Here is a 22,716-nt window from a genome sequence, read left to right as displayed (position 1 = left end):
AAGCGAAGCGAGAAAATTTCCTTCCCGCTAATGCGCGTGATCATTAGTGCATCGGTGATGATTGGGTTGTGGCAAGCAATTGTGGTGATATTCGAGATGCCAGCCTTTATATTGCCAGCACCGTTTGATGTCTTTGAGCGCCTGATTCAGCGTCAGGATGTGTTGCTCAAACACACCTGGGTCACAGCTCAGGAAATCTTGCTTGGCCTGCTTCTTGGCTTGTCTATGGGGCTGATCTTTGCTCTGCAAATGCTGATGTTCAACCCCCTTAAACGCTGGTTGCTGCCGATTCTTATCGCCAGTCAGGCAATTCCCGTGTTTGCGATTGCCCCTGTTTTAATGCTCTGGCTTGGGTATGGCATTACCTCCAAAGTCGTTATGGCTGCCATCATCATCTTCTTCCCTGTCACCACCTGTTGTTACGACGGTTTACGCAACACCCCAACAGGCTATCTGGATCTGGCGAAAACCATGGGTGCATCGAAATGGGAAACCCTTCGTCATATTCAGCTACCCGCTTCCCTACCGACTCTCGCTTCAGGAATCCGAGTTGCGGTTGTCGTGGCTCCGATTGGAGCAGTTTGTGGCGAATGGGTAGGTTCAAGCGAAGGGCTTGGGTATCTGATGTTACAGGCGAATGCCCGCATGATGATCGACGAAATGTTCGCGGCACTCTTTATTTTATCCGCTTTGTCGGTGTCGCTGTATTTTGCAGCAGACGAAGCACTTAAAAGACTTATCCCTTGGGAAAAGTAATCACACATTCAATAGGAATGATCTATAGGGTCTGTTGACCTGAAAATCATTCAGCGATTTAAAAAGGAAAATATTGTGAAAAAGAAGACCATTTTCAGTGCTATTGCACTTGCTGCCTCTGCGGTTGCTTTTAATGTAAGTGCGGAAGAAAAGAAACTGACTCTGATGCTGGACTGGTTCGTTAACCCGAACCACGGTCCGATTGTCATCGCTAAAGAACGCGGTTACTTTAAGGAAGAAGGCATTACGGTAAACGTTCAGGAACCTGCTGACCCAAGTACACCACCAAAACTGGTTGCAGCGAATAAAGTCGACCTAGCGATTTCTTACCAGCCAAACCTGACCATTGACGTTGCTGCTGGCTTGCCACTGATTCGCTCAGCAACACTGGTTGCAACACCACTGAATACACTGACGGTTCTGAAAGGCAAGGTAAACAACCTGTCTGAGCTTAAAGGCAAAAAAATTGGTATTGCTATCGCGGGTAATGAAGAAGCTACCATTGGCACCATGCTGAACACTCACAACGTTGACTACAAAGACGTAGAAATCATCAATGTTGGCTGGGCGCTGTCATCATCACTGGCTTCTGGCAAAGTTGACGCTATCTGGGGTGGTTTCCGTAACTTCGAAAGCAACCAGCTGGCTCTTGAAGGTTACGATGCAAAAGCTTTCTTCCCGGAAGAGCATGGCGTACCTACTTACGACGAACTGGTTTTCGTTGCTAACGCCAAAACACACGACAAAGAAGCCATCAAAGCGTTTAATCGCGCTCTGGAAAAAGCGACAACCTACATCGTTAACCACCCTCAGCAATCGTGGAAAGAGTTTGTTGCCTACTCGCCAGACACACTGAACAACGAGCTGAACAAACGTGCTTGGAACGACACTCTGACTCGTTTTGCACTTCGTCCTTCAGCCGTCGACCACAAACGTTATGACGATTACGCCCAGTTTATGTACGACCAAAAGATCATTGAGACACTACCAAAAGCAGTGGACTACATTCCAAACTTCAACTGATCGAGGCTTACTATGAATCATCAAGATCTCATTAATGCGTGCCGAAGTGACTGGGAAGACTACACTCAGCACGAGTTTGTAAAGCAGTTGGCAGACGGGTCACTGGAACAGCCTTGCTATCTTCATTATTTGAAGCAAGATTTTCTGTTCTTAAAACACTACGCCCGCGCTTACGCGCTTGCGATATACAAAGCGAAAACGCTGGAAGACATGCGTGATGCACTGCCTAGTGTTCATGCCCTTCTGGATTCTGAAATCGCTCACCACGTGGAATACTGTCAGAACTGGGGATTAACAGAAGCGGATCTGGAAGCCGAACCGGAAGACTTCGGTACAGTGGCTTACACCCGATACGTTCTCGATGCTGGCATGATGGGCGATCTGGTCGATCTTTATGCTGCATTGGCGCCTTGCTCTATCGGCTATGCGGAAATCGGCAAACAGCTCCTGAATGACCCGAATACCAAGCTAGAAGGTAACCCTTACGCAAGCTGGATTAAGCTTTACGGCGGCGAAGAGTTTCAACAAAGCGTGGCGCAAGGCGTGAAAACCATCGACAAATTATTGGCTGAAGTGGAGCTTAACAGCCCACGAGGCAAGCATATTATCGACGTTTTCAGAACCGCAACGCGAATGGAAGTTGCGTTCTGGCAACAGGGATTAAACGCTATCAAGGAAGGTAAAGTATGAACAAACAAACTATTGCCGAACTGCTCACCAAAGTCAGAGAAAACAAACCGCTCGTCGTTAATGTCACCAACTACGTGGTGATGAACAATACGGCAAACGCACTGCTTTCTGTAGGTGCTTCGCCTATTATGGCGCACTCTCGTGAAGAGATGGCAGAAATGATGAGCTTTGCAGGCGCGCTTGTCATCAACATTGGTACGCTGGATTCTCAGTGGTTGCCTAGAATGGAGTTTGCGGTTGAGCAAGCAAACAAAAATGGCAAGCCTGTCGTGCTAGACCCAGTAGGATGTGGTGCAAGTGCCATTCGAACTAAAGCCTCCAGAGATATTGCCAAAGCAGCCGATAGACTGATCATCCGTGGTAATGCTTCTGAAATCATCGCGCTGGCTGATGAACAGGCGCAGAGCAAAGGCGTCGATGCGCTAGACAGCAGTGATGCAGCTTTAGAGGCAGCAAAGTTCCTTTCTGAAGAGTACCAATGTTCAGTGGTGGTATCCGGGGCTACCGATTACATCGTAAGTGCAGATCAAGTAATGTCGCTGTTAAACGGGCATGAAATGATGCCTTATGTGACCGGAATGGGGTGCACTTTGAGTGCGCTTACGGGCGCATTTGCTGCCGTTGGTGACAACAGTGGTGTTGCAGCAGCGGCGGTATTAGGCGTAGCTGGTGAAATAGCGGCAGAACAAGCGAAAGGCCCTGGCAGCCTTCAGTTGGAGCTGCTTGATGTACTCTATCTGTTAGATGAGAAAGTTCTGGCTGAACGCCTGAATATCTCCTAAAAACAAACGCTGCTTCGAGCAGCGTTTTTGTTTGAGCCACACAAAGACAACTTACCTAAGAAGGAAACCCAATGAACCCATATCCACTCTATCTGGTTACCGATGACAGACAAAACTTAGACACGTTCTGTCATGTGGTTGAACAGGCAGCGAAAGGCGGCGTGACCATGATTCAGGTTCGAGAAAAGCATGGTGACGTTCGAGCATTCATTGAACGTGCAGCTCGCGCCAAATCTATCCTTGAGGGGACCAATATTCCTCTTATTATCAATGATCGCGTTGACGTTGCTCTGGCGGTCGATGCGGATGGCGTCCACCTTGGGCAATCGGATATGCCAGCCGAAATCGCACGAAAATTGATAGGCGACAATAAAATTTTAGGGTTATCAGTAGAAAACGAAGCTCAGTTGGAAGAAGCAAAATCCCTTCCTGTCGACTATCTTGGTGTTAGTGCCATTTTCTCAACGCCAACCAAAACGGATATCAAACGTGAATGGGGAATCGACGGGCTTGCTTACGCTGTCCGCACCAGTCCTTTTCCTACAGTGGCTATTGGTGGCATTAACCACACCAACTTATCGGACGTATTGGGCACTGGTGTTAATGGCATTGCGTTAGTTTCGGCTATTTGTCAGGCGGAAGATCCAAAGTCAGCGTCCGAATCATTACTTAAAAGCATCAAGCTATGCCAAAACCAATAAGCCGATGAAGGTTGAACAATTACCGTACAATATCACCAAAAACACTCTAAAAAGCCAACATACCGTGTGTAATGTTGTAAGAGTAAAGCTCGCATAGTAACATTTCACCGCTTTGAAACTGTGGGAGCTCTTGGTCAATGAGAAAAAGTGTGTTGTTCTTTCTAGCCTGTATAGGGCTGGTGATCCTGAGCGTACTCACAGCATATGTCGTGTTGTTCGAGCCGAGTATCAAAGACATACGCGGAGCTCAGGTCAAAGCATTTAATCCAGAAGACACACTTGCGAATACTGAGAATGGTCGCGAAATTTTAAGGATTCGCAAACTCCTTGATGCATCACCAAAAGATGCACAAGCCGAAATGGTTGCTTTCGATAAAAATTCTAAGGCGACACTCACTCCAACAGAGAATGCCTATCGATTGTTTACCTTGCGAAGCATTGCAAGCGATAAACATGAACCAGAAGTAGCGAATGAGTATACCCAGAAGTTGTACCAGCTAACAGAAACTGAAGACCTGCCTTGGTTAACACTGGTCATGATGATAGACAAAAGCACCAACCTCGCCCGTAAAGGCGAGATTCAGGATGCAACTAAACTCATCAACGAGGCAATCAAATACGGAACGGAAAGGCATATCCTTTATCTCCTGCCAAAAGCCCACAACACAGCTGGGTTCCTAAGTAATGCTGACAACCAGTTGATGGATGCACAACGCCATTTCTTACTAGCTATACAGGTCTCAAAAAGAATTGGTGACGACAAACTGCTCGGCACTTTTTACAACAATTTGGGTTTGCTGTACCTGCATATTGAGAAATGGGACAAAGCTTTGGACTTCATGGAAAAAGCGCGTAAAGCTCCTACCCCTCCAGGTAGAGACATGAACTCATTGCATCAGGTTATTCATTTAAACGAAGCCTATATTTACTATCAACTAAACAATCTGGAAAAGCTTCGTGAATCGTTTGAGGCAGCTTCCAGGTATTACGATGAAAAAACCAGTAGCCCTCGGCACAACATTCTTCAGATAAAAGGCGAAACGCTTCTTTATATAGCGAACAAACAATACGAAAAGACAATAGAAGCCGCTGAACGATGTCTCGAAGCACCCAAGATATTTGAATTACCTATACAGCAAGGGCAATGTCAGCTAATCAAATCGAAAGCGCTTCTGGAGCAAAACCAATATCAAAAAGCGCTCTATGGGGTTGAAGACTCCATAGCAACGTTTTCTTCGATCAATCATAAACGCTGGTTAATCAAAGCCTATGAGCAGAAAGCCGACATTCTGGAAGCTTTAGGAGAGACAGACCGCGCTTTGGCTGTGTACAAGCAATATTACAAACAAGATAAAGCTCATCTCCTAAGTCAGGTTTACGATTTAGAGCACGCCTTTGTCACTCAGCATATCCGTCAGGAAAAAGAGCTGCTTAATATCGAAAACGAGCTCGCTGCTGCCCAACTCGCGAAAGAAAAGCTCCGATTCCAAATAGCCTGCACCTGGATTTTGATTGCCGCTATCACCATCATCTACGCATTCAGAAAAACATCTCACGTACAGAATAAAAACGCAGAGCTGCAAAACCTTTCTTTTGTCGACGAACTGACCACACTGCACAATCGACGCTATTACACGCAGCAACTAGAAACTTGTCAGGAAATCGATGGGGAAATTGGCTATCGCATTGCCCTGTTTGATTTGGATAATTTCAAATCTGTTAACGATACGTATGGTCACGATGTAGGTGATGAAGTTCTGGTTGAGACAGCTAGCCGGCTAAAAGAGCTGGTTTCAAATACCGAAATGCTGATTCGCTGGGGAGGGGAAGAGTTTTTGGTATTGATGCGCGATGACGAACACATTGGCACTCGCGTAGACGCAATGCTCGATGCCATAGGGCTAACTGCATTCAGTACTCAGGCAGGACCACTCAACATTACCGCCTCTATCGGTGTGAGTTCGGTCGCCCTGCCCGCTTCACTTGCTCAAGATGATGGTTTCTTTCGCAAGGCTGATCAGAATCTTTATGAGGCTAAACGCTCAGGAAAGAACCGAGCAATTTTTCCAAATTAAAGCCTTTTTTGATGGTACTCTTTTAAGAAAATACGAGTGCCTTCAGGCTTGCATTTTCATCTTTATCTTTGAACTCTGATGGATTTTCCAATCGATATTGAAACGCCAGTTCTGGTGCTTCAGCTTTCATTCCATCAATCAAAAATTCAGGTGTTACGCTTGGTGAATTCACACAAGCCAGAACCTCACCATTGTCTGCAAGCAGACTTGGTAATCGACGCAATATCTTCTGGTAATCTTTGGTCAGGGCAAAACTGCCTTTCTGAAACGATGGTGGGTCAATCACGATAAGATCATAGGGTCCATTCTTTTTGATTTTCCCCCACGACTTAAAAATGTCATGCCCCATAAACGATACCGCGTTAACGTTGTGTCCGTTCAGTTTGTGATTGTCCCTACCCCGACTCAGGCTTGATTTCGCCATGTCGACATTGACTATTTTATCTGCTCCACCTTCAATGGCAGCGACAGAAAACCCACAAGTGTAGGCAAAAAGATTGAGAACAGTCTTGTTACACGCTCTCTCCCGAACCCAGTCACGTCCATTTCTCATATCCAGAAAAAGACCGAAGTTTTGATTCTTTCCCAGTTCGAGCTGGTATTTCAGACCAGACTCAATCACAACAGGTCTTAAATTTGGTTCTCCCAGAATACTTTCAAATGGCGCGCCATCCTGATATCTGTGCTGTAACAAAATGGTTGATAAGCCACGTGACTTCGCGGTATCACTCTGGCTAAACGTAATAAGCCCGCTTTTCAGATGAGTCAGAAACTCTTCATCCACTGGCTTAAACAAGTTAACAACGAGCTGCCCCTGTAACCAGTCAACTGTGAGTTGCTCTAACCCTTCCCAGCAGCGCCCGCGACCATGAAATAATCGACGAATTTCGTCTGGAACATTTGAAAGAGCCGAGTCTAACTCGACCCAAAGTAAATCTAATGCTTGTTTGTTCATTTTGTTCTCACACCCGACCAATTCAGTTGCTAGGGTATATTCCAGGATGATTACTCTTATGGTTCAGAGCTTGTCTGTATGAGGTTCTGAGTGTGTTTGAAGTTGTCATGTAGTGAATGTGTAGTGTTTTACCACAAATACAGTTTAATGTCGTCTGAGATGAGCTTCGGGTGTAAAACAGCAAGATTTTTTTACATAACTCAACAGATGAAGTGAAAGATTTCTGGTGAATAACGTTCGAAAGTGGAGAAGTCATAGAGTTGAAAGTTTTGAGCCAATTAGAAAATACATAATCACAAGTGAGAATGCGTTACACAACACAATGTAACAATTAAAAACAATTTAAATTCATAAAGATAAAGTCATAAAAAAGCAAAAATGGAACGAATGTTACATTTTGAAACATCAACCACATAAATGTCGGATAATCCAATAAGTAAATTACGCGCTCCTTTGCACAAATTTACATCACCACGTAGTCAGTAGTGTTGGTTTTGCAATAACTCAAAAGATTATGGAGTACCCATGTTTAGTACATTTCTATTAAGTGCTGTCGCTACTGTAGCACCAGATCAAACTCATGTTTATTTTGGCGAGACCGTCAAAGTGTGTGGTGAGATAACTGAAGTGTGGCCTGGCAAGAAAGCGTCCTACCTTAACGTCAATGGTGCTTATCCGTTCCAAGAGTTTACATTTGTTGTGTGGCACAGTGACAGAAAGAACTTCTACCGCCTCGATCTAGTTAACTATGAACGCACTGATTTGTGTGTTACTGGTGAAATACGTGAGTATAAAGGAAATTATCAAATGTACTTAACCCACCCATCACAACTGGATCCTGAACAGTAACTGGTATTCCACATTGGCATCCTCGGAGTAATTCCCTCTTCGGTACTGTTCAATAGCCATTTACAAGCTGCAACAAGCATTTCAGATAAGACCAATTCAGCAATAGCAATTGATTGAAGAGTTAAAATCACCAGCTAACGCAGATTTAGAATTAAGCATTGGCAACCGTAGCCGCTGACCAGTTGAAAATGATTGAGTCTGGGCTGTACTCACCTCAAGAAATTGCAGAACACGAATTTAAATAATGGCGGAACTCCGCCACTTTTGAACCACAGCAAAGAGAATTGAATCAGTGAAGAAACTAGCACTACTAGCAACACTGTTTACAGCTCCTGTAATGGCAGATTACAAAATCCAATATGAGTGTAAGACCATCATGCAACCTAGTATGCAAGGCATGGTTGATATGATGCTTGCTATTCTTGAGTTGGATAATTCAAACCCTAAAGCAGGACGTGAAGAGGCTTATAAAATTATCGACAATGTAGAGACTGAAATTCTCCCTATTGATTTTGTAGTCACCTTTACAGAAAGTTCGGTTACAGAAGTTTCAAAATCAGGAATGCAAACTAGCCCTACTGTAACGACCCTAAATAGATTCCCTGTAGGCAATACCCATTTGACAGCAAGAGAGAAAATATCTTATGGGCTTACTAAGCAATACAGATATGAATGGGGTAACTTCGGTTCACAGAAGACAATAACAAAGCATGTTGCCACTGTTTCAACTCTGGAAAGGGAAAATGGAACACTGTACTCAGTAGATAAAACCCTTTACGGGCAATGTAAAAAGACTGTAGACACAAGATAATTTAAAAACGACAAGCGTGACGCTTTTAGAATAATTACCAAAAAATGGCAAGATCCTGCTGTTTTCTACCAACAACAAACCAGTGAACCAACTATGAACAGTTTTAATTTTCCACCTACACCTGAACCCCATGAAAGCTTTGGGAGGTGGTTTAACGAATTTCTAAATAGCTATCTATGTTTCGGGGATGCTTTTAGAGATGCACACCCCACAGGTTTTTTTTCATTCTTCAACGAAGATTCAAGACAAGGTTTTAGACTTGATGTCCTGTCTACTGGAGTAAATACAGGACGGATTAACCACAGCGAGCTGGGGGAGTTCACCATCACTGATTTTTATATCACTAACCAATTAAGTGATGGGGAGGCGGTTTTTGTATATATAACAGGTGAGCGTTTTAATGTTACCTCTAAAATTGAACAAGAGGTTTTAGGGGTTGTTGTCGCCAATGGTGACGTAAATGACCTTTGTTGGGAGTTATCTAAGTTTGAATTAACAGGTGATGGTTGGGTTAAGGTTGGTGAGGAAATAACAGGTCATGAACAGTCATATAGTGAATTTATCGATCCAGAGATAATCAAACCATCAGAGAGTGCCTTGGAAGAAATGCGCCTACACGCCAAATTTTATTCAAAGAAATATTCAGATGAATTAAAAACTGCGTACTCAAATATCAAAGAAAATAACTCTTCCATCGAATTACAAAATGACTCTGATTTTATTGGTATGTATTGGAAACGTGGGGAACCAGTAGAAGAAACGGAAAAATAAACGATATCTACTATAGGTATTTTCTCAGATGACCCTGCAAATAAATTAGTCGGGACGTTATTAATAGGGACATATGGACGCCCGTATTTAACCGATGGATGGGAAACACACCATAGATGGGTGTATGTGGATCATGTTAAGCATACGTCCACCCTATACGCACACACAAATGAATCAATAACCTACGACACTGTTGCTATTGACTCCCCCAGTTTCGGTGAAGTTTCTTGGGGAACACATAACCAATCGTCTTGGAAAAACTTCATAGTAAAATCTTAATTAACCAAACCAGTGGAAATTATGAAAATTAAAACTCTCCTACTCACAGCGTTGCTTGTAACCCCTGTAATGGCTAATGCTTCAATAAAGCTAAACCAACTCACTGTCAGATGTGATGATGAGTTAAAAATACTCAAAGAAGTGAATAGATTTACGCTCACTCTCAAGGACGGTAAAACCAACGGTAAAGTAGAAAAATTTACCAATAAAGGTGAGTTATTAAAATCTAGAGAAGATACAGGCGAGTATCACACAATTACTTTTTTTCCTACTCTGGACAGCATACACATAGCTTTTCACGCTTATTACACCACTTATCGCGGTTCAAATGTTCTTGTCGCTAAAAATTGGAGTATCAACACAGCTTTAAGAACAGGGGAACTCGTTACAGTAATAATGAATACTGACGAGGATAACCAACCTACTCACATTAACCACACTAGACGATCAGATTATATAAATTGCTCTGCGTGGAACTACAAATAACAACCAACTAACCAACGAGAAAAACCAATGAAAATTAAAACTCTCCTACTTGTACCGACCAATCACAAATGACAACGCAATATAGATCTGATATTCGAGCCTACTATTAGATTATCTGACCAGTTTCGAGTGTTATTGCCTGTTTCTGGTAGTTGAGATGAAGATGGGTAAAACATATACCCTCATCTTTGTTAGCGATATGAAAACAATCATTAAGGAATTTACTCAATTATAGTATTCCCTCACTTTGATGATTTTATTAATCAAAAAAAACTTCCTACCCCTGAGGTCCCAAGGAAAGTTAGCTAAATCTAAATTAGCAATCACTTCATAAAAAATCCACCAGAGTTATGGGTACTACCATCGCCATAATTATTTCATTGGGTACATCTGTCTGAGCGCAGGATAAAAGTTCCAGAGTTCAGTGTGTGTAAGTTGATTGAGCATAACGGCGTTTCACTGTAATGCTTCATTGCACTGATTCAGGGTCATGCTGTCTCCTCACAATGGGATGTCAGTTACCGTCGTGAAATACGTCGGCATTACATAAGTTAAATCAGGGTATACCTTGTTTGTTCATTTTGTTCTCACACCCGGCCAATTCAGTTGCCAGGGTTTATTCCAGGATTCTAGCGAGTTGCGCACGCCTTCTGTTTGCCAATGCTCACCCAGTTCTCTCATTTCTATAGGATTACAGACAAACTCAAATGGTTGACCTTTGTGTTCAAACCTTAACGCAAAGGCATGAAGATAGCCTCTGTCTGCGTGTGATGAGGGATTATAAATTTCATCGCCCAGAATGGGAGAGCCGACCGATTTCAGGGCTACACGGATTTGGTGTGTCTTTCCAGTGTGTGGTTTGCAAAGGAAGACCCTTTGACCAGGCTCGCCAGCATGAGAGAAAAACTGCGTAATGGCTGGGTTAGACATTTGGCTAGTGAGCTTCCAGGAAGCGCGTCTGGAGCGCTCCATATCTCCCATTACCATACCCTGCTTCTTTTTTGGCTTTTTAGAACCAATTGCGAGGTAGTATTTCTCAACGTTTCGATTAGCAAACAGTTCCGATAACTCCCGAGCCGCTTGCGAACTTCTTCCTACAATCAGAAGCCCCGAAGTCATTTTGTCTAATCTATGAATCAGATAGAGCTGAACATCGCCAGTGACTTTACACATCTCAGTCAGCAAGGCTGTATCACCCTCGTCTTTGTGAACGCTGATACCTTGGTGTTTATTGATGATGTAGAAATCGGGATGAGTAAAGAGGATGTCAAACATAAATGGCTCCTTCGCAGGCGCTGAATTATAACGCCTAATGCAGAAGAAGCCATTGTTTATAAAGGTTAGTACTGGTTTTACGCGATCTTAAATTTAGAAACCAAGTCTTTAAGCTCGTCTACGCGCTGAGTAAGCCCGCTCACATCATGTGAACTGCGTTCGACCAACTCCAGTGAACGTGCCGAGATATCATTGATGGTATTGATGTCGTTGGCAATTTCCTGTGTAACCGCGGTTTGCTCTTCTGTCGCAGTAGCAATCGAAGCAATCATGCCCTGAACCTGAGTTGCACTGGATACGATTTGATCCAACGCCGCACCTGCTCCAGCACTTTGTTCAACGCCCTTCTCAACCAATTCAACGCTTTCAGAGGTTGAACCCATGACTTTCTGCGTGCCTTGCTGAATTGCCTGAATGATCTCTGATACTTCTTGAGTCGCTTGAGTCGTACGTTCTGCCAAGGCGCGAACTTCATCGGCCACCACGGCAAAGCCTCGACCAGATTCACCTGCACGCGCCGCTTCGATAGCCGCATTAAGAGCCAGCAAGTTGGTTTGCTCTGCAATGCCTTCAATCACTTTGATAACACTGCCAATTTGCTCACCGTGATCATTCAGCTCACGCATACTTACCGACATTTCTGCCATTTGTGTTGATGCTTTTTCTATGCTGCCAACCATTTCCAGAATCACACCTCTACCGCTTTCCGCTGCATCGCCTGATTGAGAAGCACTTTCCGCCGTCGCAACACTCTGCTGCGCCACTTCGCCAATGGTTAACGTCAGTTCTTCTGATGCCGTTGAAATGAGGCTGGCTTTATCAGCCTGCTCTGCAGCACCATGCGAAATAGACGTCGTCACTTCAGACAAATCCGTGGTTACGTTGTTCACCTGATCGCTCACCTCGCAAATAGAGGTCAGAAGCGTTTTCAGTGAATCTTGCATCGCATTAATCGATTTCGCCAGGTTGGCCAGCTCATCACCCGAGTTATCAACAATCTGATCAGACGTCAGGTCACCTTCCGCAATGCTTTTCGCAACCACTTCCAGCTTCTCAATTCGATTTGTCAGAGACGCCGACAAACGGTAAGCAATAACAATGGCAATCAGTGAACCGACGACCAATAGACCAATCATGGTCTGGCTCATGGTTGAAAGGGCAGAGTTCAGAACATTTAGTCCCGTCTCAACATCACTTTTTTCCGCTGCGGATTCACGATCAAGCATTTTTTCCATCGGCACCATAGTTCTGGCATCGATAGACATCTTTTGCTGATAAAGCTCTCTCATTTCATCAGCACTCAAGGACGAGCCAGATTGCTTGAATAGCTTCTCCAGTTCTCGCGCATAATCTTCACCGTAAGAACGAATTTGGCGAACGGTGTTTTTGGCTTCTGCTGAACTTTCGATTTGCGCAAGGCTATTAAGAGCAGTCTGGAACTGTCCGTAGTTTTTCTTAAAGTCCCCTTTTGCGGATTCATCGCCCAGAATGGCTCGTAGCGCATCTCTTTGCATGTCGCCTGACTCATCAATCAGTGTGAGGTAAAGCTCCATACCAGGTACATCATCAGTTCGAATGGTGTTTTCCAGCTCATGCGCTGATTTCACCTGAAAAAAGACAACGATTACCGAAATCGCCATCAGCAAAATGATGCTCCCAAAAGCAGCAGCCAATTTTTGTTTGACTGATAAATTCATACAACAACCTCACGAACCAGTCTGCTAACGAGACCGGTATTGAAAAAACTCATAGAAAATGAACTAGTATCAAAAGTGATACTGTAAGTTCAACTCAGGGGTGAAATAAAGGAGATTTCCTACAATCTTGTTAGCATTTATTAAGCAACAATATGCCATACGTTTAGTATGGGAACACAAAAAAGCCCTAGAGACTAGGGCTGGAGTGTTAATTTTTAATAGTTTTATTAGTAATCAGTTAAGTTCTACGCGAAGAAGACCATTAACATCAGTACTGGGCACACTATGCGAACGTAAAGAGGCCAGATTTTCCAGAACAGAGAATTTTCTACATCAGGGTAGCCCTGACGAATTTCCTCTAGAACCTTATTTCTATGCCAAATCCATCCTACAAGTAGTGCCCAAACTAAGCCCAGTATCGGCTGTGCGTACACTGTCGTAAGCTGTACCACAAAACCAAACAGTGAGCCGAAATTCAGAACGATAATCGCTGAAATTACCGTAATTACTCCACCTATCCATATAACGGCAGCAGTACGGGTTTGCTTTAATTCTTCTATCGCACATGCGACGGGTACCTCAAGCATTGAGATTGAGGAAGTAAGCGCAGCGATGATCATCAGGGCAAAAAACATCATGCTTGCCGCAATGCCAACACTACCCATCGTATCGAACATTGCAGGTAAAACGGTGAACACCAAAGTATCTGAACTGAGCAGCGCTCCAGTTTCATCGAATATTTGAACGCCGTGATTTTTTGCCACAAACATTGCAGGTAGCACCAGTAAGCCTGCACAGATTGCAATACCTGTATCGACCAGAGAAACCTGAACCGCCGTTTTCGGGATATTGGTATCTTTCCTTAGGTAAGAGCCATAGACCATCATGGTGGCAACACCGAGAGACAATGAGAAGAACGCCTGCCCCATTGCGCTAACCAGAAGATCCGAATCAAAGTGAGAAAAATCAGGGATCAGGTACATTTCTAACCCTTCTGACGCACCTTCTTGAGTCAGGATGTACCCAATCATCACAACGAACAGTACAAGCAGCACTGGCATAAGGCGAGTTGACCAGCGCTCAATACCGTCTGCAACACCACTTCTTACCACGTACATGGTTGCAATCATAAAGATAACCATGAGAACAAGGTTGCGCGAATCTCCAAAGCTCGTCAGCCACTGAGATGCTTCATTCATTCCGACAATTTCCAGGGCACTTCCTGCAAATTCACCAAACAACCAACCCGCAATGATGGCGTAAAAACTGAGGATAAGAGAGACTGCCGTCATTGCTGCAATACCTAAAAGCGCAGCGCCTATTTTGCCTTTTGGCCAAACAGATTTAAGTGACTGAATTGGGTTGGATTGACCGTATCGTCCAATGGTGAGCTCTGCTATCAGCATTGGACATGCCAGAACAAATACCATGATCAAGTAAGTGATCAGAAATACTGCACCACCATTACTTGCTGCTTGAGTAGGGAAACCCCAGATGTTACCGAGTCCGACAGCACTGCCTGCTGCCGCCATGATGAACCCAAGTTTTGAGGAAAACTGGGCACGTGATGTTGTTGCCATATATTACCGCCTGGTTTGAACATGGATGTACAAAATAATTTACACCCAACTTAGTTCTTATTTTCTTTTCAATGATGGCAAGTAAAACAGTTTGCAATTAAAATTGGAAGCGCGCGCAGCCTAATTTATTAACAACACCCTCAACATAAGCACTGATCGCTGCTTTTTTACTCAGTCCAAGTTAATTTATCCACTCGTTTACCCAAAAGCTGCATATTTCACTTTGTAAGTTCTGCTATGTTTGATTCGTGTTTAGAAAATAAAGCGCCATTCGGTAAAATTTGGGCTATTCCACCAATTTCTCATTCTTAATAGCCATATCTGACCAGCAATCATTTCTTCTTAAGCTCTTGTTGTTTATAGTTAAGCTATCTTTATCGCTCTTACCTACTGGGGAAAATGGAAAAGTTCTATCAGTTTGTTGCTCTGTTTGGGTTGGTCGCTTACTGGGTTCTCGTGGCCGGGGTAACAATACGCGTGGTTCTTAAGCGCAGAGCCGTCAGTGTTTCTCTTGCTTGGTTGATGATCATCTACATCATTCCAATTCTTGGCGTAGCGTGCTATTTCCTGTTTGGGGAATTAAACCTTGGTAGAAAAAGAGCCGAGCGCGCGCAGCGCATGTTCTCTCCATACGAGTACTGGTTCAATCAATTACACGATTGTCAGGCGCACCTTCCGGAGCTGATGGAAGGTCAGATTTCTCAGATCCACGACCTGTGTTCTAACCGCACGGGCATTCCAGCTCTGTGTGGCAATACCCTTTCATTGCAAACGTCACCTGTAAAAATTCTTCAGTCGGTGATCGAAGACATTCGAAACGCCAAACACCACGTCAGAATGGAGTTTTACATCTGGCACCCCGGGGGATTGGCAGACTCTGTTGCCTCTGCTTTGATTCAGGCAGCAAAACGCGGCGTTAAAGTGCAGCTGCTTCTGGACTCAGCAGGCAGCCATCGTTTCTTCAAAAGTCATTGGAAAGAAATGATGGAAAATGTCGGCATTGAGGTGACGCAGGCTCTTGCCGTGTCTCCAATGCGGGTATTTTTAAGACGTCTGGATCTCAGGCAGCACCGAAAAATTATCGTTGTAGACGATGAGATTGCCTATACCGGATCCATGAACATGGTTGACCCTGCTCACTTCAAGCAAGGCGCAGGTGTCGGTCAGTGGATAGATGTCATGGTTCGAATTACCGGACCGACCGTAAACGTCCTTTCTGCTATTCACGCTTGGGATTGGGAAGTTGAGACAGGTTCGCGAGAGCTGCCTATGTTCCCTCAATGCCCGATCGATCGTGAAAACGGCTTGCACCCGATTCAGGTTGTGCCATCAGGTCCCGGAATGCCAGAAAACCTGATTCAGCAGGTTATGGTTCTCTCCATCAATCAGGCGAAAGAATCCGTTCGTATTACCACGCCTTATTTTGTTCCGAGTGAACAACTGCTGGAAACCCTCAAGATGACGGCTCAGCGCGGCGTAAAAGTTCAGCTCATCATTCCTCATCGTAACGACTCAATAATGGTTAAGTGGGCATCCAAAGCGTTTTACAGCGAATTACTGAACTCCGGTATTGAGATATATGAGTTTCATGGCGGGCTGCTTCATACCAAATCCGTGGTCATCGACCGACACCATTGCCTAGTAGGCACCGTAAACCTCGATATGAGGAGCCTGTGGCTTAACTTTGAAGTGACACTGGCCGTTGACGATGCAGCCTTCACCAAAGAGCTGTATTGGGTGCAGGAATCTTACATTGAGAACGCACACAAAATCGAATCAGCCACATGGTCGGAACGCGGTTTCATCCATCGTATCTTCGAACGTGCTTACTTCTTGCTCAGCCCAATTCTTTAAAGGGAAATTTCTCTTGATCTCATGCGGCGTAAAATGGTTTAAATAGAACCAAATAGTTATCGGGACAAGGAAAAAGGATGTCTGAGAAATACCAGACCAAGTTAGTCACTGCTGGTCGCAGTAAGAAGTGGACAAATGGTGTTGTTAATCCACCTGTTCAACGTGCTTCAACCGTCGTATTTGATACCGTTGCAGAAAAACACCACGCAACAACAAAGAGACAAGAACACACGCTCTTTTATGGTCGTCGGGGCACACACACCCATTTCGCCTTTCAGGAAGCAATGACGGAAGTGGAAGGTGGTGCAGGCTGTGCGCTCTACCCTTGTGGCACAGCGGCTATTACCAGCTCTATCCTTTCCTTTGTCGAATCCGGTGATCATATTTTGATGGTCGACACCTGTTACGAACCTACACGCGACTTCTGTAATGTGATGCTTAAAAAGATGGGTGTAGAAACGACTTACTACGATCCAATGGTAGGCGAAGGTATTCGTGACCTGATTCAGCCAAATACGAAGATTCTTTTTACCGAGTCACCGGGTTCCATCACCATGGAAGTGCAGGATCTCCCTACCCTTTCGCGTATTGCTCATGAACACGATATCGTTGTTATGCTCGATAACACATGGGGAGCAGGTGTGAACCTTTCTCCGTTCGAGCATGGTGTCGACATTTCGATTCAGGCGGCAACGAAGTACATTGTCGGGCACTCAGATGTCATGTTGGGAACAGCTGTGGCAACTGAAAAATACTGGGATCAGCTTCGTGAACAAAGCTACCTGCTGGGTCAGTGTGTTTCTCCTGACGATGCCTACCTTGGCCTTCGTGGTTTGAGAACACTTGATGTGCGTTTGCGCCAACACCACGAAAACAGTATTAAAGTAGCCAATTGGCTCGCTTCACGACCAGAAGTAGATCACGTTCGTCATCCTGCTCTGGAAAGCTGCCCGGGTCACGAATTCTTTAAGCGTGATTTTAAAGGGGCAAACGGCTTGTTCTCATTTGTGTTGAAAACCAGCTACCCACGCGCAACGACCGCTTTACTGGATGGCATGAAACACTTCAGCATGGGTTACTCTTGGGGTGGTTTCGAAAGTCTTATCCTTGCCAATGAACCAAAGAGTTTTAATTACCTGAGAACGATTTCAAACCCGAATTTCGAAGGTACGCTCATTCGTCTGCACATCGGTTTAGAAGACACCGATGATTTGATCGCTGATTTAGAAGCTGGCTTTGAAAGATATAACGCATTGATTCTGGAAAAAGAAGCGTCAAACCAATAATCGAAATACAAAAAAAAAGCCCCCAGCAATTCGCTGGGGGTCTTTTTAATTCACATTATATCTCGGGCAATCAACCAGATGGTCATTCACCATTCCTACTGCTTGCATAAATGCATAACAAATGGTCTCGCCAACAAACTTAAATCCTTTCTTCTTCAAGAATTTACTCATTGCCTTTGACTGCTCTGTCGAGACTGGCACCTGATCCATGGTTTTCCAACAATTGATGAGCGGTTTACCATCGACAAACTGCCATAGTGCTTTTGAAAGTGAGCCATACTCTTTTTGCAGTTCAATGGCTGCACGTGCATTGCTATAGACTGAAGCGATCTTTCCTTTGTGTTTCACCACATCGAAATTTTCAATGATGTGAGGCACATTTTCTTCGTCAAAAGTCGCCAGTTTCTCAATATCATAATCTTCAAAGGCAACGCGGTAGCCTTCACGCTTTTTCAGAATGGTAATCCAGCTCAATCCAGCCTGAGCCCCTTCCAGAGTAATGAATTCAAACAGAACTTTGTCATCATAAACAGGAATGCCCCACTCCGCATCGTGATACTCCCTTTCTAGCTCATGATTCATTGCCCATGCACATGTTGTGTCTGACATAAGTTCTTCCTTCTGTTGCTTTAAAAAACCCGCCAGCTGGCGGGTTTGTTCATTAGAGTTTGTTGATCCTAGTTGTGAACCTTCACCTTATGGAAAAGACGATACAACACAGGCACGACAATAAGTGTCAGTACAGTCGCAAAGCCAAGTCCAAACATGATGGTTACCGCCATTGGTTTAAAGAAAATATCTGGCAGTAGTGGAACCAAACCAAGGATAGTCGTGATCGCTGCCATGCATACTGGACGAACACGACTTAATGCTGCGTCAACAACGGCGACATAAGGGTCCTTGCCTGATTTCATTTCGATCTCTATCTGGTCAAGCAGTACGATACCGTTTTTCAACAACATCCCCGACAGACTCAAGAAACCGAGCAGGGCCATAAAGCCAAATGGTGTGTCGAATAAAAGCAGACCACAGGTAACACCAATTACTGCCAATGGAACAGTCAGCCAGACGATCAGCGGCTCTTTCACTGAGTTGAACAGGAAGATGGTGATCAGGAACATGAAAAGATAGCCAAGAGGCATGGTTTTGAACAGAGATTCCTGAGCATCGCGGGAAGATTCATATTCCCCGCCCCACTCAAGGTAGTAGCCAGACGGCATTTCAATCGCTTCGATTTTTTCCATCAAGCGATTTTGTAACGTCGATGCCGTTTCTTCACCGAGAGGATCTGGGTCTGCCATGACTGTCAGCATGCGCTTGCGGTCTTTACGTACGATCAAAGGGTCTTCCCAACGAATGTCGTAGCCTAGAGTCACTTGTTGCAATGGAATGAATTCGCCAAGTGCCGGACTCCAGATCTTCATGCCTTCGATGTTGCGCAGATCCACACGTTCTTCTTCTGGAAGACGGGAGACAATCGGCATCAGAGTAGTACCGTCGCGGTAAACACCGATGTTCTTACCTGAGAAGGACATCATCAGCAGTTCATCGACATCAGACTTGGTAATTCCGTATCGGCGAGCCTGACTTTCGTTGAACACAGGCTCAAGCACCTTAGTGCGTTCACTCCAGTCATGACGGATGTTATGAGCCCCATTATCGGCGTTCAATACATCAATCACCTCGGCTGCGATTCGGCGAAGCTCAGTTGGATCGGAACCAACAATACGCGCCTCGATTTTTGCACCGCCACCTGGTCCCAACTCAATACGTTTTAGTTTGTAATTGATTTCAGGGAAACTGGATTCGATGTAGCCACGGAATTCAGCCATCAGAGGTTCTAGTTCTTCATAGCTTCTTACACGCGTTGTAATTTCACCGTAGGCTGCATAGGCTTTTTCTGGCGCATAGGTCAGCATAAAGCGTTGCAGACCCTGACCAGCCGTGGTGGTGATGTGTTCGACCGCTTCTTTTTCTTCTAGCCAGTTGGCTAGCACTTTCAACTTGGTATTGGTTGCACGAATGTCGGTGCCTTCTGGCATCCACACATCCACCATAAACATTGGTGTCGTTGAAGACGGGAAGAACGACTGCTTGATTTTAGTGAAACCGTACAATGAAGCGACCAAAGCGACGATCAGAACAATCACCGTTAACCAAGCGCGCTTCATGCAGAACTCTAGGAACCCGCGATAAAGGACAAACACCATACCGTTGTATGGGTCAGAGTGTTCATCATCGCCTTTGGACTTCTGATCTTTGAAGAAGATATCTGCAAAGAATGGGGTTAGGGAAATAGCGGTAAACCAGCTCAACATCAGTGAGATGAGAAGAACGGTAAACAGAGTTCCACAGTATTCACCCGTTGCATCATCAGAAAGCCCGATAGGCGCAAATGCCGTTACAGCAATCACCGTTGCACCCAGTAATGGCCATTTGGTTTGCGTGACAATATCGGTTGCAGCTTGCAGTCTCGTTCGCCCTCGCTGAGTCCCTATGAGTATCCCTTCCACGACAACAATGGCGTTATCCACCAGCATACCCAATGCAATAACCAATGCACCTAGCGAGATTCGCTGCAGATCAATGGCGAAGTATTGCATGAAGATGAATGTACCAAGTACAGTCAGCAACAGGATGAGACCAATCAGCAACCCAGAGCGTAACCCCATAAAGAACAGAAGCACGATGATAACAATGGCAACAGCCTGTCCAAGACTTACCACAAATCCACTTACGGACTTATCTACTTCTTTCGGCTGGCTGTAAATCTCAGAAATTTCGATGCCCACTGGTTGCTGGAATTTCAATTCTGCAAGACGACGGTCAAAACGCTCGCCCACTTCCACCACGTTAACGCCCTGGCTAAACGATACGCCAAGGTTTAGTGCTAAGTGACCGTTGTAGGTGATGATGTTTTTCGGAACATCGATATAGCCACGTTTGATTTCCGCTACATCTCGCAAGAAGATAAGCCCTTGAGCACCACCTTCCGTGAGAATCAAATCGCCTAACTTATCAACGTTTTCAAATTCCCCGGTTGGCTGAATTCGAATGTATTCGTCTCCAATCCGGATAGCACCTGCGTCACTTACGGTGTTTTGCGTTGATAGCAGGTTGAATACGGTGTTAGGTGCAATACCCAGCGTGCTCATACGCTTCATGGAAATCTCAATGAAAACCTGCTCTTGTTGCTGACCGGAAACATTGACCTTGCCAACACCGTCAACTAATTCCAGCTCACGTCGAAGATAATCGACATAATCCAACAGTTCTTTGTAGGTATAACCTTCACCCGTAACCGCGAGCAAAATACCGTACACATCACCAAAGTCATCAATAACCTGAGGCGGATTTACACCCGGCGGAAGCTGAGACTGAATGTCGTTCACTTTACGGCGAAGTTCATCCCAGATCTGCGGTAAATCATCCGGACCATAATTACTCTTCATGGTCACACTGATTTGTGACAATCCACGTGAAGACGTCGAATTCACTTCATCCACATAGGTCAGCTGTTGAATTGCTTTTTCAAGCGGGTATGTTACTTCCTCTTCAACCTGAAGCGGTGTCGCTCCAGGATAAGAGGTAATAACCATCGCATCTTTGATGGTAAACGCCGGATCTTCCAGTCTTCCCAAACCAAAGAATGCCGATACACCACCAATCAGGAAGATAAGCGACACCATCCAACTGATCACACGATTTTTGATAAAGTATGCTGCTACGCCTTTTTCTTCAGGGTTTACAGGCTGGTTAGATTCACTCATTTGCCTGCCTCCTGACTAATCACTTCTACTTTCATACCATCTCGTAATCGGGCAACACCAGCAATCACTATCTGCTGCCCCTGCTCAAGACCATTCACAATCTGAATTTCGTCAAAGTTGACTTTACCAGTCTCAACTTTCGTCTTTCGAACTTCACCATTATCACCAAGTACCCAGACATACTTATTGTCGCGAGATAGCTCATCACCATCGGCATTAAATATGGCTTCCACAGGGATACTGATACCACGCTTCAGATTAAGCCCGGTGTTTTTGCCCTGAGCAGCAACTTCAACGGCCATGCCATCGAGAATAATGCAGTCATCTGGCATAGGCATGGTTAACGTAACGTTGTAAGTGGCCGTTTTTGGATCAGGTTCCGTGGTGTATTCTTTTATCGCCGCTGGAAACTCAACCCCTTCTTTGACCCGAACCATGACCTCAATTTTGGTGACGTCCATATCTTTGGGTTGTTCAACGAACAGGCGATCTGGAATTTGGATGAGTACATCCACCTGATCAAGGCTGTGAATGTTCACAATCTGCTGACCTACCTGAATGTTTTCAAATTGATCTACCGCCACACGTGAAATCACACCGGAGATTGGAGCTTTTAACTGAGTAAAGGACAAATGAAGTTTTGCCAGCTCCAGCTCGGCTAACGCGATTTGACGCTGTGCTGCCAGCTCGTCGAATTGGGATTGAGCTAACAACCCTTTTTTCACCAAAGGCTCCGAGCGGCGATACTGGCTATCGGCGACAGAATATTTAGCCTGAGCATTGTTCACTTTAAGCTGGTAATCCGTCGGGTCGAGTTGAGCAATCAACTGACCTTTCTTCACCTTGTCGCCTTCTTTCACAACAAGTTTGCTGATTTCGCCAGAGACGCGAAAACTCAATGCGGATTTATCCGCGGCTTCAGCTACGGCCGGGAAGAACATCTGGTCTTGCTGCAACTTCTCACCAAGCTCAATTGCCTTCACCTTTGGCAAAGGTTTATCCGGTGCGACTTCAATCTGACCACATCCGAAAAGAACAGAAGTAGCAAGAAGCGTTAATGGTACTTTCAAATTCAT

General features: G+C 44.8%; 18 protein-coding genes and 1 pseudogene. 12 read left to right on the top strand and 7 right to left on the bottom strand.

Translation table 11 applies throughout. The features are described from left to right. Nucleotides 1-24: 24 nt before the first annotated feature. The 6 genes and pseudogenes from INR79_RS07935 to INR79_RS07910 all read left to right on the top strand — a co-directional run. Nucleotides 25-756, top strand: a pseudogene (locus tag INR79_RS07935) (ABC transporter permease); the annotation flags it as partial. A 75-nt stretch (nt 757-831) separates the two neighbouring features. After that, the gene (locus INR79_RS07930) at nt 832-1,779 is read left to right on the top strand and encodes an ABC transporter substrate-binding protein (protein WP_223096726.1); all 948 of its coding nucleotides are present in this window, start codon (nt 832-834) and stop codon (nt 1,777-1,779) included. Between the two features lie 12 nt (nt 1,780-1,791). Then, entirely contained in the window at nt 1,792-2,469 is a 678-nt protein-coding gene (tenA, locus tag INR79_RS07925; protein ID WP_200765529.1) for a thiaminase II, read from the top strand. Further along, on the top strand, nt 2,466-3,251 hold the full coding sequence (thiM, locus tag INR79_RS07920; RefSeq protein ID WP_223096724.1) for a hydroxyethylthiazole kinase: 786 nt from the start codon (nt 2,466-2,468) through the stop codon (nt 3,249-3,251). Before tenA ends, thiM begins: the two co-directional genes overlap by 4 nt. 71 nt (nt 3,252-3,322) lie before the next feature. Beyond that, nucleotides 3,323-3,952: a thiamine phosphate synthase gene (thiE, locus tag INR79_RS07915; RefSeq protein WP_004408383.1), complete on the top strand. Its 630-nt coding sequence runs from the start codon at nt 3,323-3,325 to the stop codon at nt 3,950-3,952. A 137-nt stretch (nt 3,953-4,089) separates the two neighbouring features. Then, a complete protein-coding gene (locus INR79_RS07910) occupies nt 4,090-6,027 on the top strand; it encodes a tetratricopeptide repeat-containing diguanylate cyclase (RefSeq protein WP_223096722.1) in 1,938 nt (645 codons plus the stop codon). Nucleotides 6,028-6,049: 22 nt separating this feature from the next. On the opposite strand, the gene INR79_RS07905 is transcribed toward INR79_RS07910, so the two are convergent. Continuing rightward, nucleotides 6,050-6,982 carry a class I SAM-dependent methyltransferase gene (locus INR79_RS07905; protein WP_223096720.1) on the bottom strand — a complete coding sequence of 311 codons (933 nt, stop codon included), beginning with the start codon at nt 6,980-6,982 and terminating at the stop codon, nt 6,050-6,052. Nucleotides 6,983-7,507: 525 nt separating this feature from the next. Here INR79_RS07905 and INR79_RS07900 point away from each other — a divergent pair. From INR79_RS07900 to INR79_RS07885, 4 genes are all read left to right on the top strand, one after another. Continuing rightward, nucleotides 7,508-7,831 (top strand): hypothetical protein, encoded by a 324-nt coding sequence (locus tag INR79_RS07900; protein ID WP_223096718.1) that lies wholly within the window; start codon nt 7,508-7,510, stop codon nt 7,829-7,831. Nucleotides 7,832-8,123: 292 nt separating this feature from the next. Further along, nucleotides 8,124-8,642 carry a hypothetical protein gene (locus INR79_RS07895; RefSeq protein WP_223096716.1) on the top strand — a complete coding sequence of 173 codons (519 nt, stop codon included), beginning with the start codon at nt 8,124-8,126 and terminating at the stop codon, nt 8,640-8,642. A gap of 93 nt (nt 8,643-8,735) precedes the next feature. Then, complete coding sequence (locus INR79_RS07890; RefSeq protein ID WP_223096715.1) at nt 8,736-9,413, top strand: hypothetical protein; 678 nt, start codon at nt 8,736-8,738, stop codon at nt 9,411-9,413. Nucleotides 9,414-9,713: 300 nt separating this feature from the next. After that, nucleotides 9,714-10,178, top strand: a complete 465-nt coding sequence (locus INR79_RS07885) for a hypothetical protein (protein WP_022607735.1) — start codon at nt 9,714-9,716, stop codon at nt 10,176-10,178. A gap of 576 nt (nt 10,179-10,754) precedes the next feature. Here INR79_RS07885 and INR79_RS07880 read toward each other — a convergent pair. The 3 genes from INR79_RS07880 to INR79_RS07870 all read right to left on the bottom strand — a co-directional run bounded on the left by INR79_RS07880 (nt 10,755) and on the right by INR79_RS07870 (nt 14,730). Continuing rightward, the gene (locus INR79_RS07880; protein WP_223096714.1) at nt 10,755-11,453 is read right to left on the bottom strand and encodes a TIGR01621 family pseudouridine synthase; all 699 of its coding nucleotides are present in this window, start codon (nt 11,451-11,453) and stop codon (nt 10,755-10,757) included. 77 nt (nt 11,454-11,530) lie between these two features. Continuing rightward, the gene (locus INR79_RS07875; RefSeq protein ID WP_004408378.1) at nt 11,531-13,150 is read right to left on the bottom strand and encodes a methyl-accepting chemotaxis protein; all 1,620 of its coding nucleotides are present in this window, start codon (nt 13,148-13,150) and stop codon (nt 11,531-11,533) included. A gap of 245 nt (nt 13,151-13,395) precedes the next feature. Beyond that, nucleotides 13,396-14,730, bottom strand: coding sequence for a sodium-dependent transporter (locus INR79_RS07870; RefSeq protein WP_080927866.1), 1,335 nt, complete (start codon nt 14,728-14,730; stop codon nt 13,396-13,398). Nucleotides 14,731-15,129: 399 nt separating this feature from the next. Between INR79_RS07870 and cls the strand changes: the two genes are divergently transcribed. Both cls and INR79_RS07860 read left to right on the top strand, forming a co-directional pair. Next, nucleotides 15,130-16,584 carry a cardiolipin synthase gene (cls, locus tag INR79_RS07865; RefSeq protein ID WP_004408374.1) on the top strand — a complete coding sequence of 485 codons (1,455 nt, stop codon included), beginning with the start codon at nt 15,130-15,132 and terminating at the stop codon, nt 16,582-16,584. Between the two features lie 77 nt (nt 16,585-16,661). Beyond that, a complete protein-coding gene (locus INR79_RS07860) occupies nt 16,662-17,870 on the top strand; it encodes a cystathionine beta-lyase (RefSeq protein ID WP_022598937.1) in 1,209 nt (402 codons plus the stop codon). Between the two features lie 45 nt (nt 17,871-17,915). On the opposite strand, the gene INR79_RS07855 is transcribed toward INR79_RS07860, so the two are convergent. The 3 genes from INR79_RS07855 to INR79_RS07845 all read right to left on the bottom strand — a co-directional run bounded on the left by INR79_RS07855 (nt 17,916) and on the right by INR79_RS07845 (nt 22,716). Next, the gene (locus INR79_RS07855; protein ID WP_223096713.1) at nt 17,916-18,479 is read right to left on the bottom strand and encodes a DNA-3-methyladenine glycosylase I; all 564 of its coding nucleotides are present in this window, start codon (nt 18,477-18,479) and stop codon (nt 17,916-17,918) included. Nucleotides 18,480-18,547: 68 nt separating this feature from the next. Further along, complete coding sequence (locus INR79_RS07850) at nt 18,548-21,640, bottom strand: efflux RND transporter permease subunit (RefSeq protein ID WP_223096712.1); 3,093 nt, start codon at nt 21,638-21,640, stop codon at nt 18,548-18,550. Continuing rightward, nucleotides 21,637-22,716 (bottom strand): efflux RND transporter periplasmic adaptor subunit, encoded by a 1,080-nt coding sequence (locus tag INR79_RS07845; RefSeq protein ID WP_223096711.1) that lies wholly within the window; start codon nt 22,714-22,716, stop codon nt 21,637-21,639. The genes INR79_RS07850 and INR79_RS07845 overlap by 4 nt, the downstream gene beginning before the upstream one ends.

It is taken from the genome of Vibrio sp. SCSIO 43132 (genome assembly GCF_019904195.1).
Taxonomy (GTDB): domain Bacteria; phylum Pseudomonadota; class Gammaproteobacteria; order Enterobacterales; family Vibrionaceae; genus Vibrio; species Vibrio nigripulchritudo.
The sequence above is the reverse complement of the archived record's forward strand: the minus strand, read 5'-3'. Positions and strand labels throughout refer to the sequence as shown.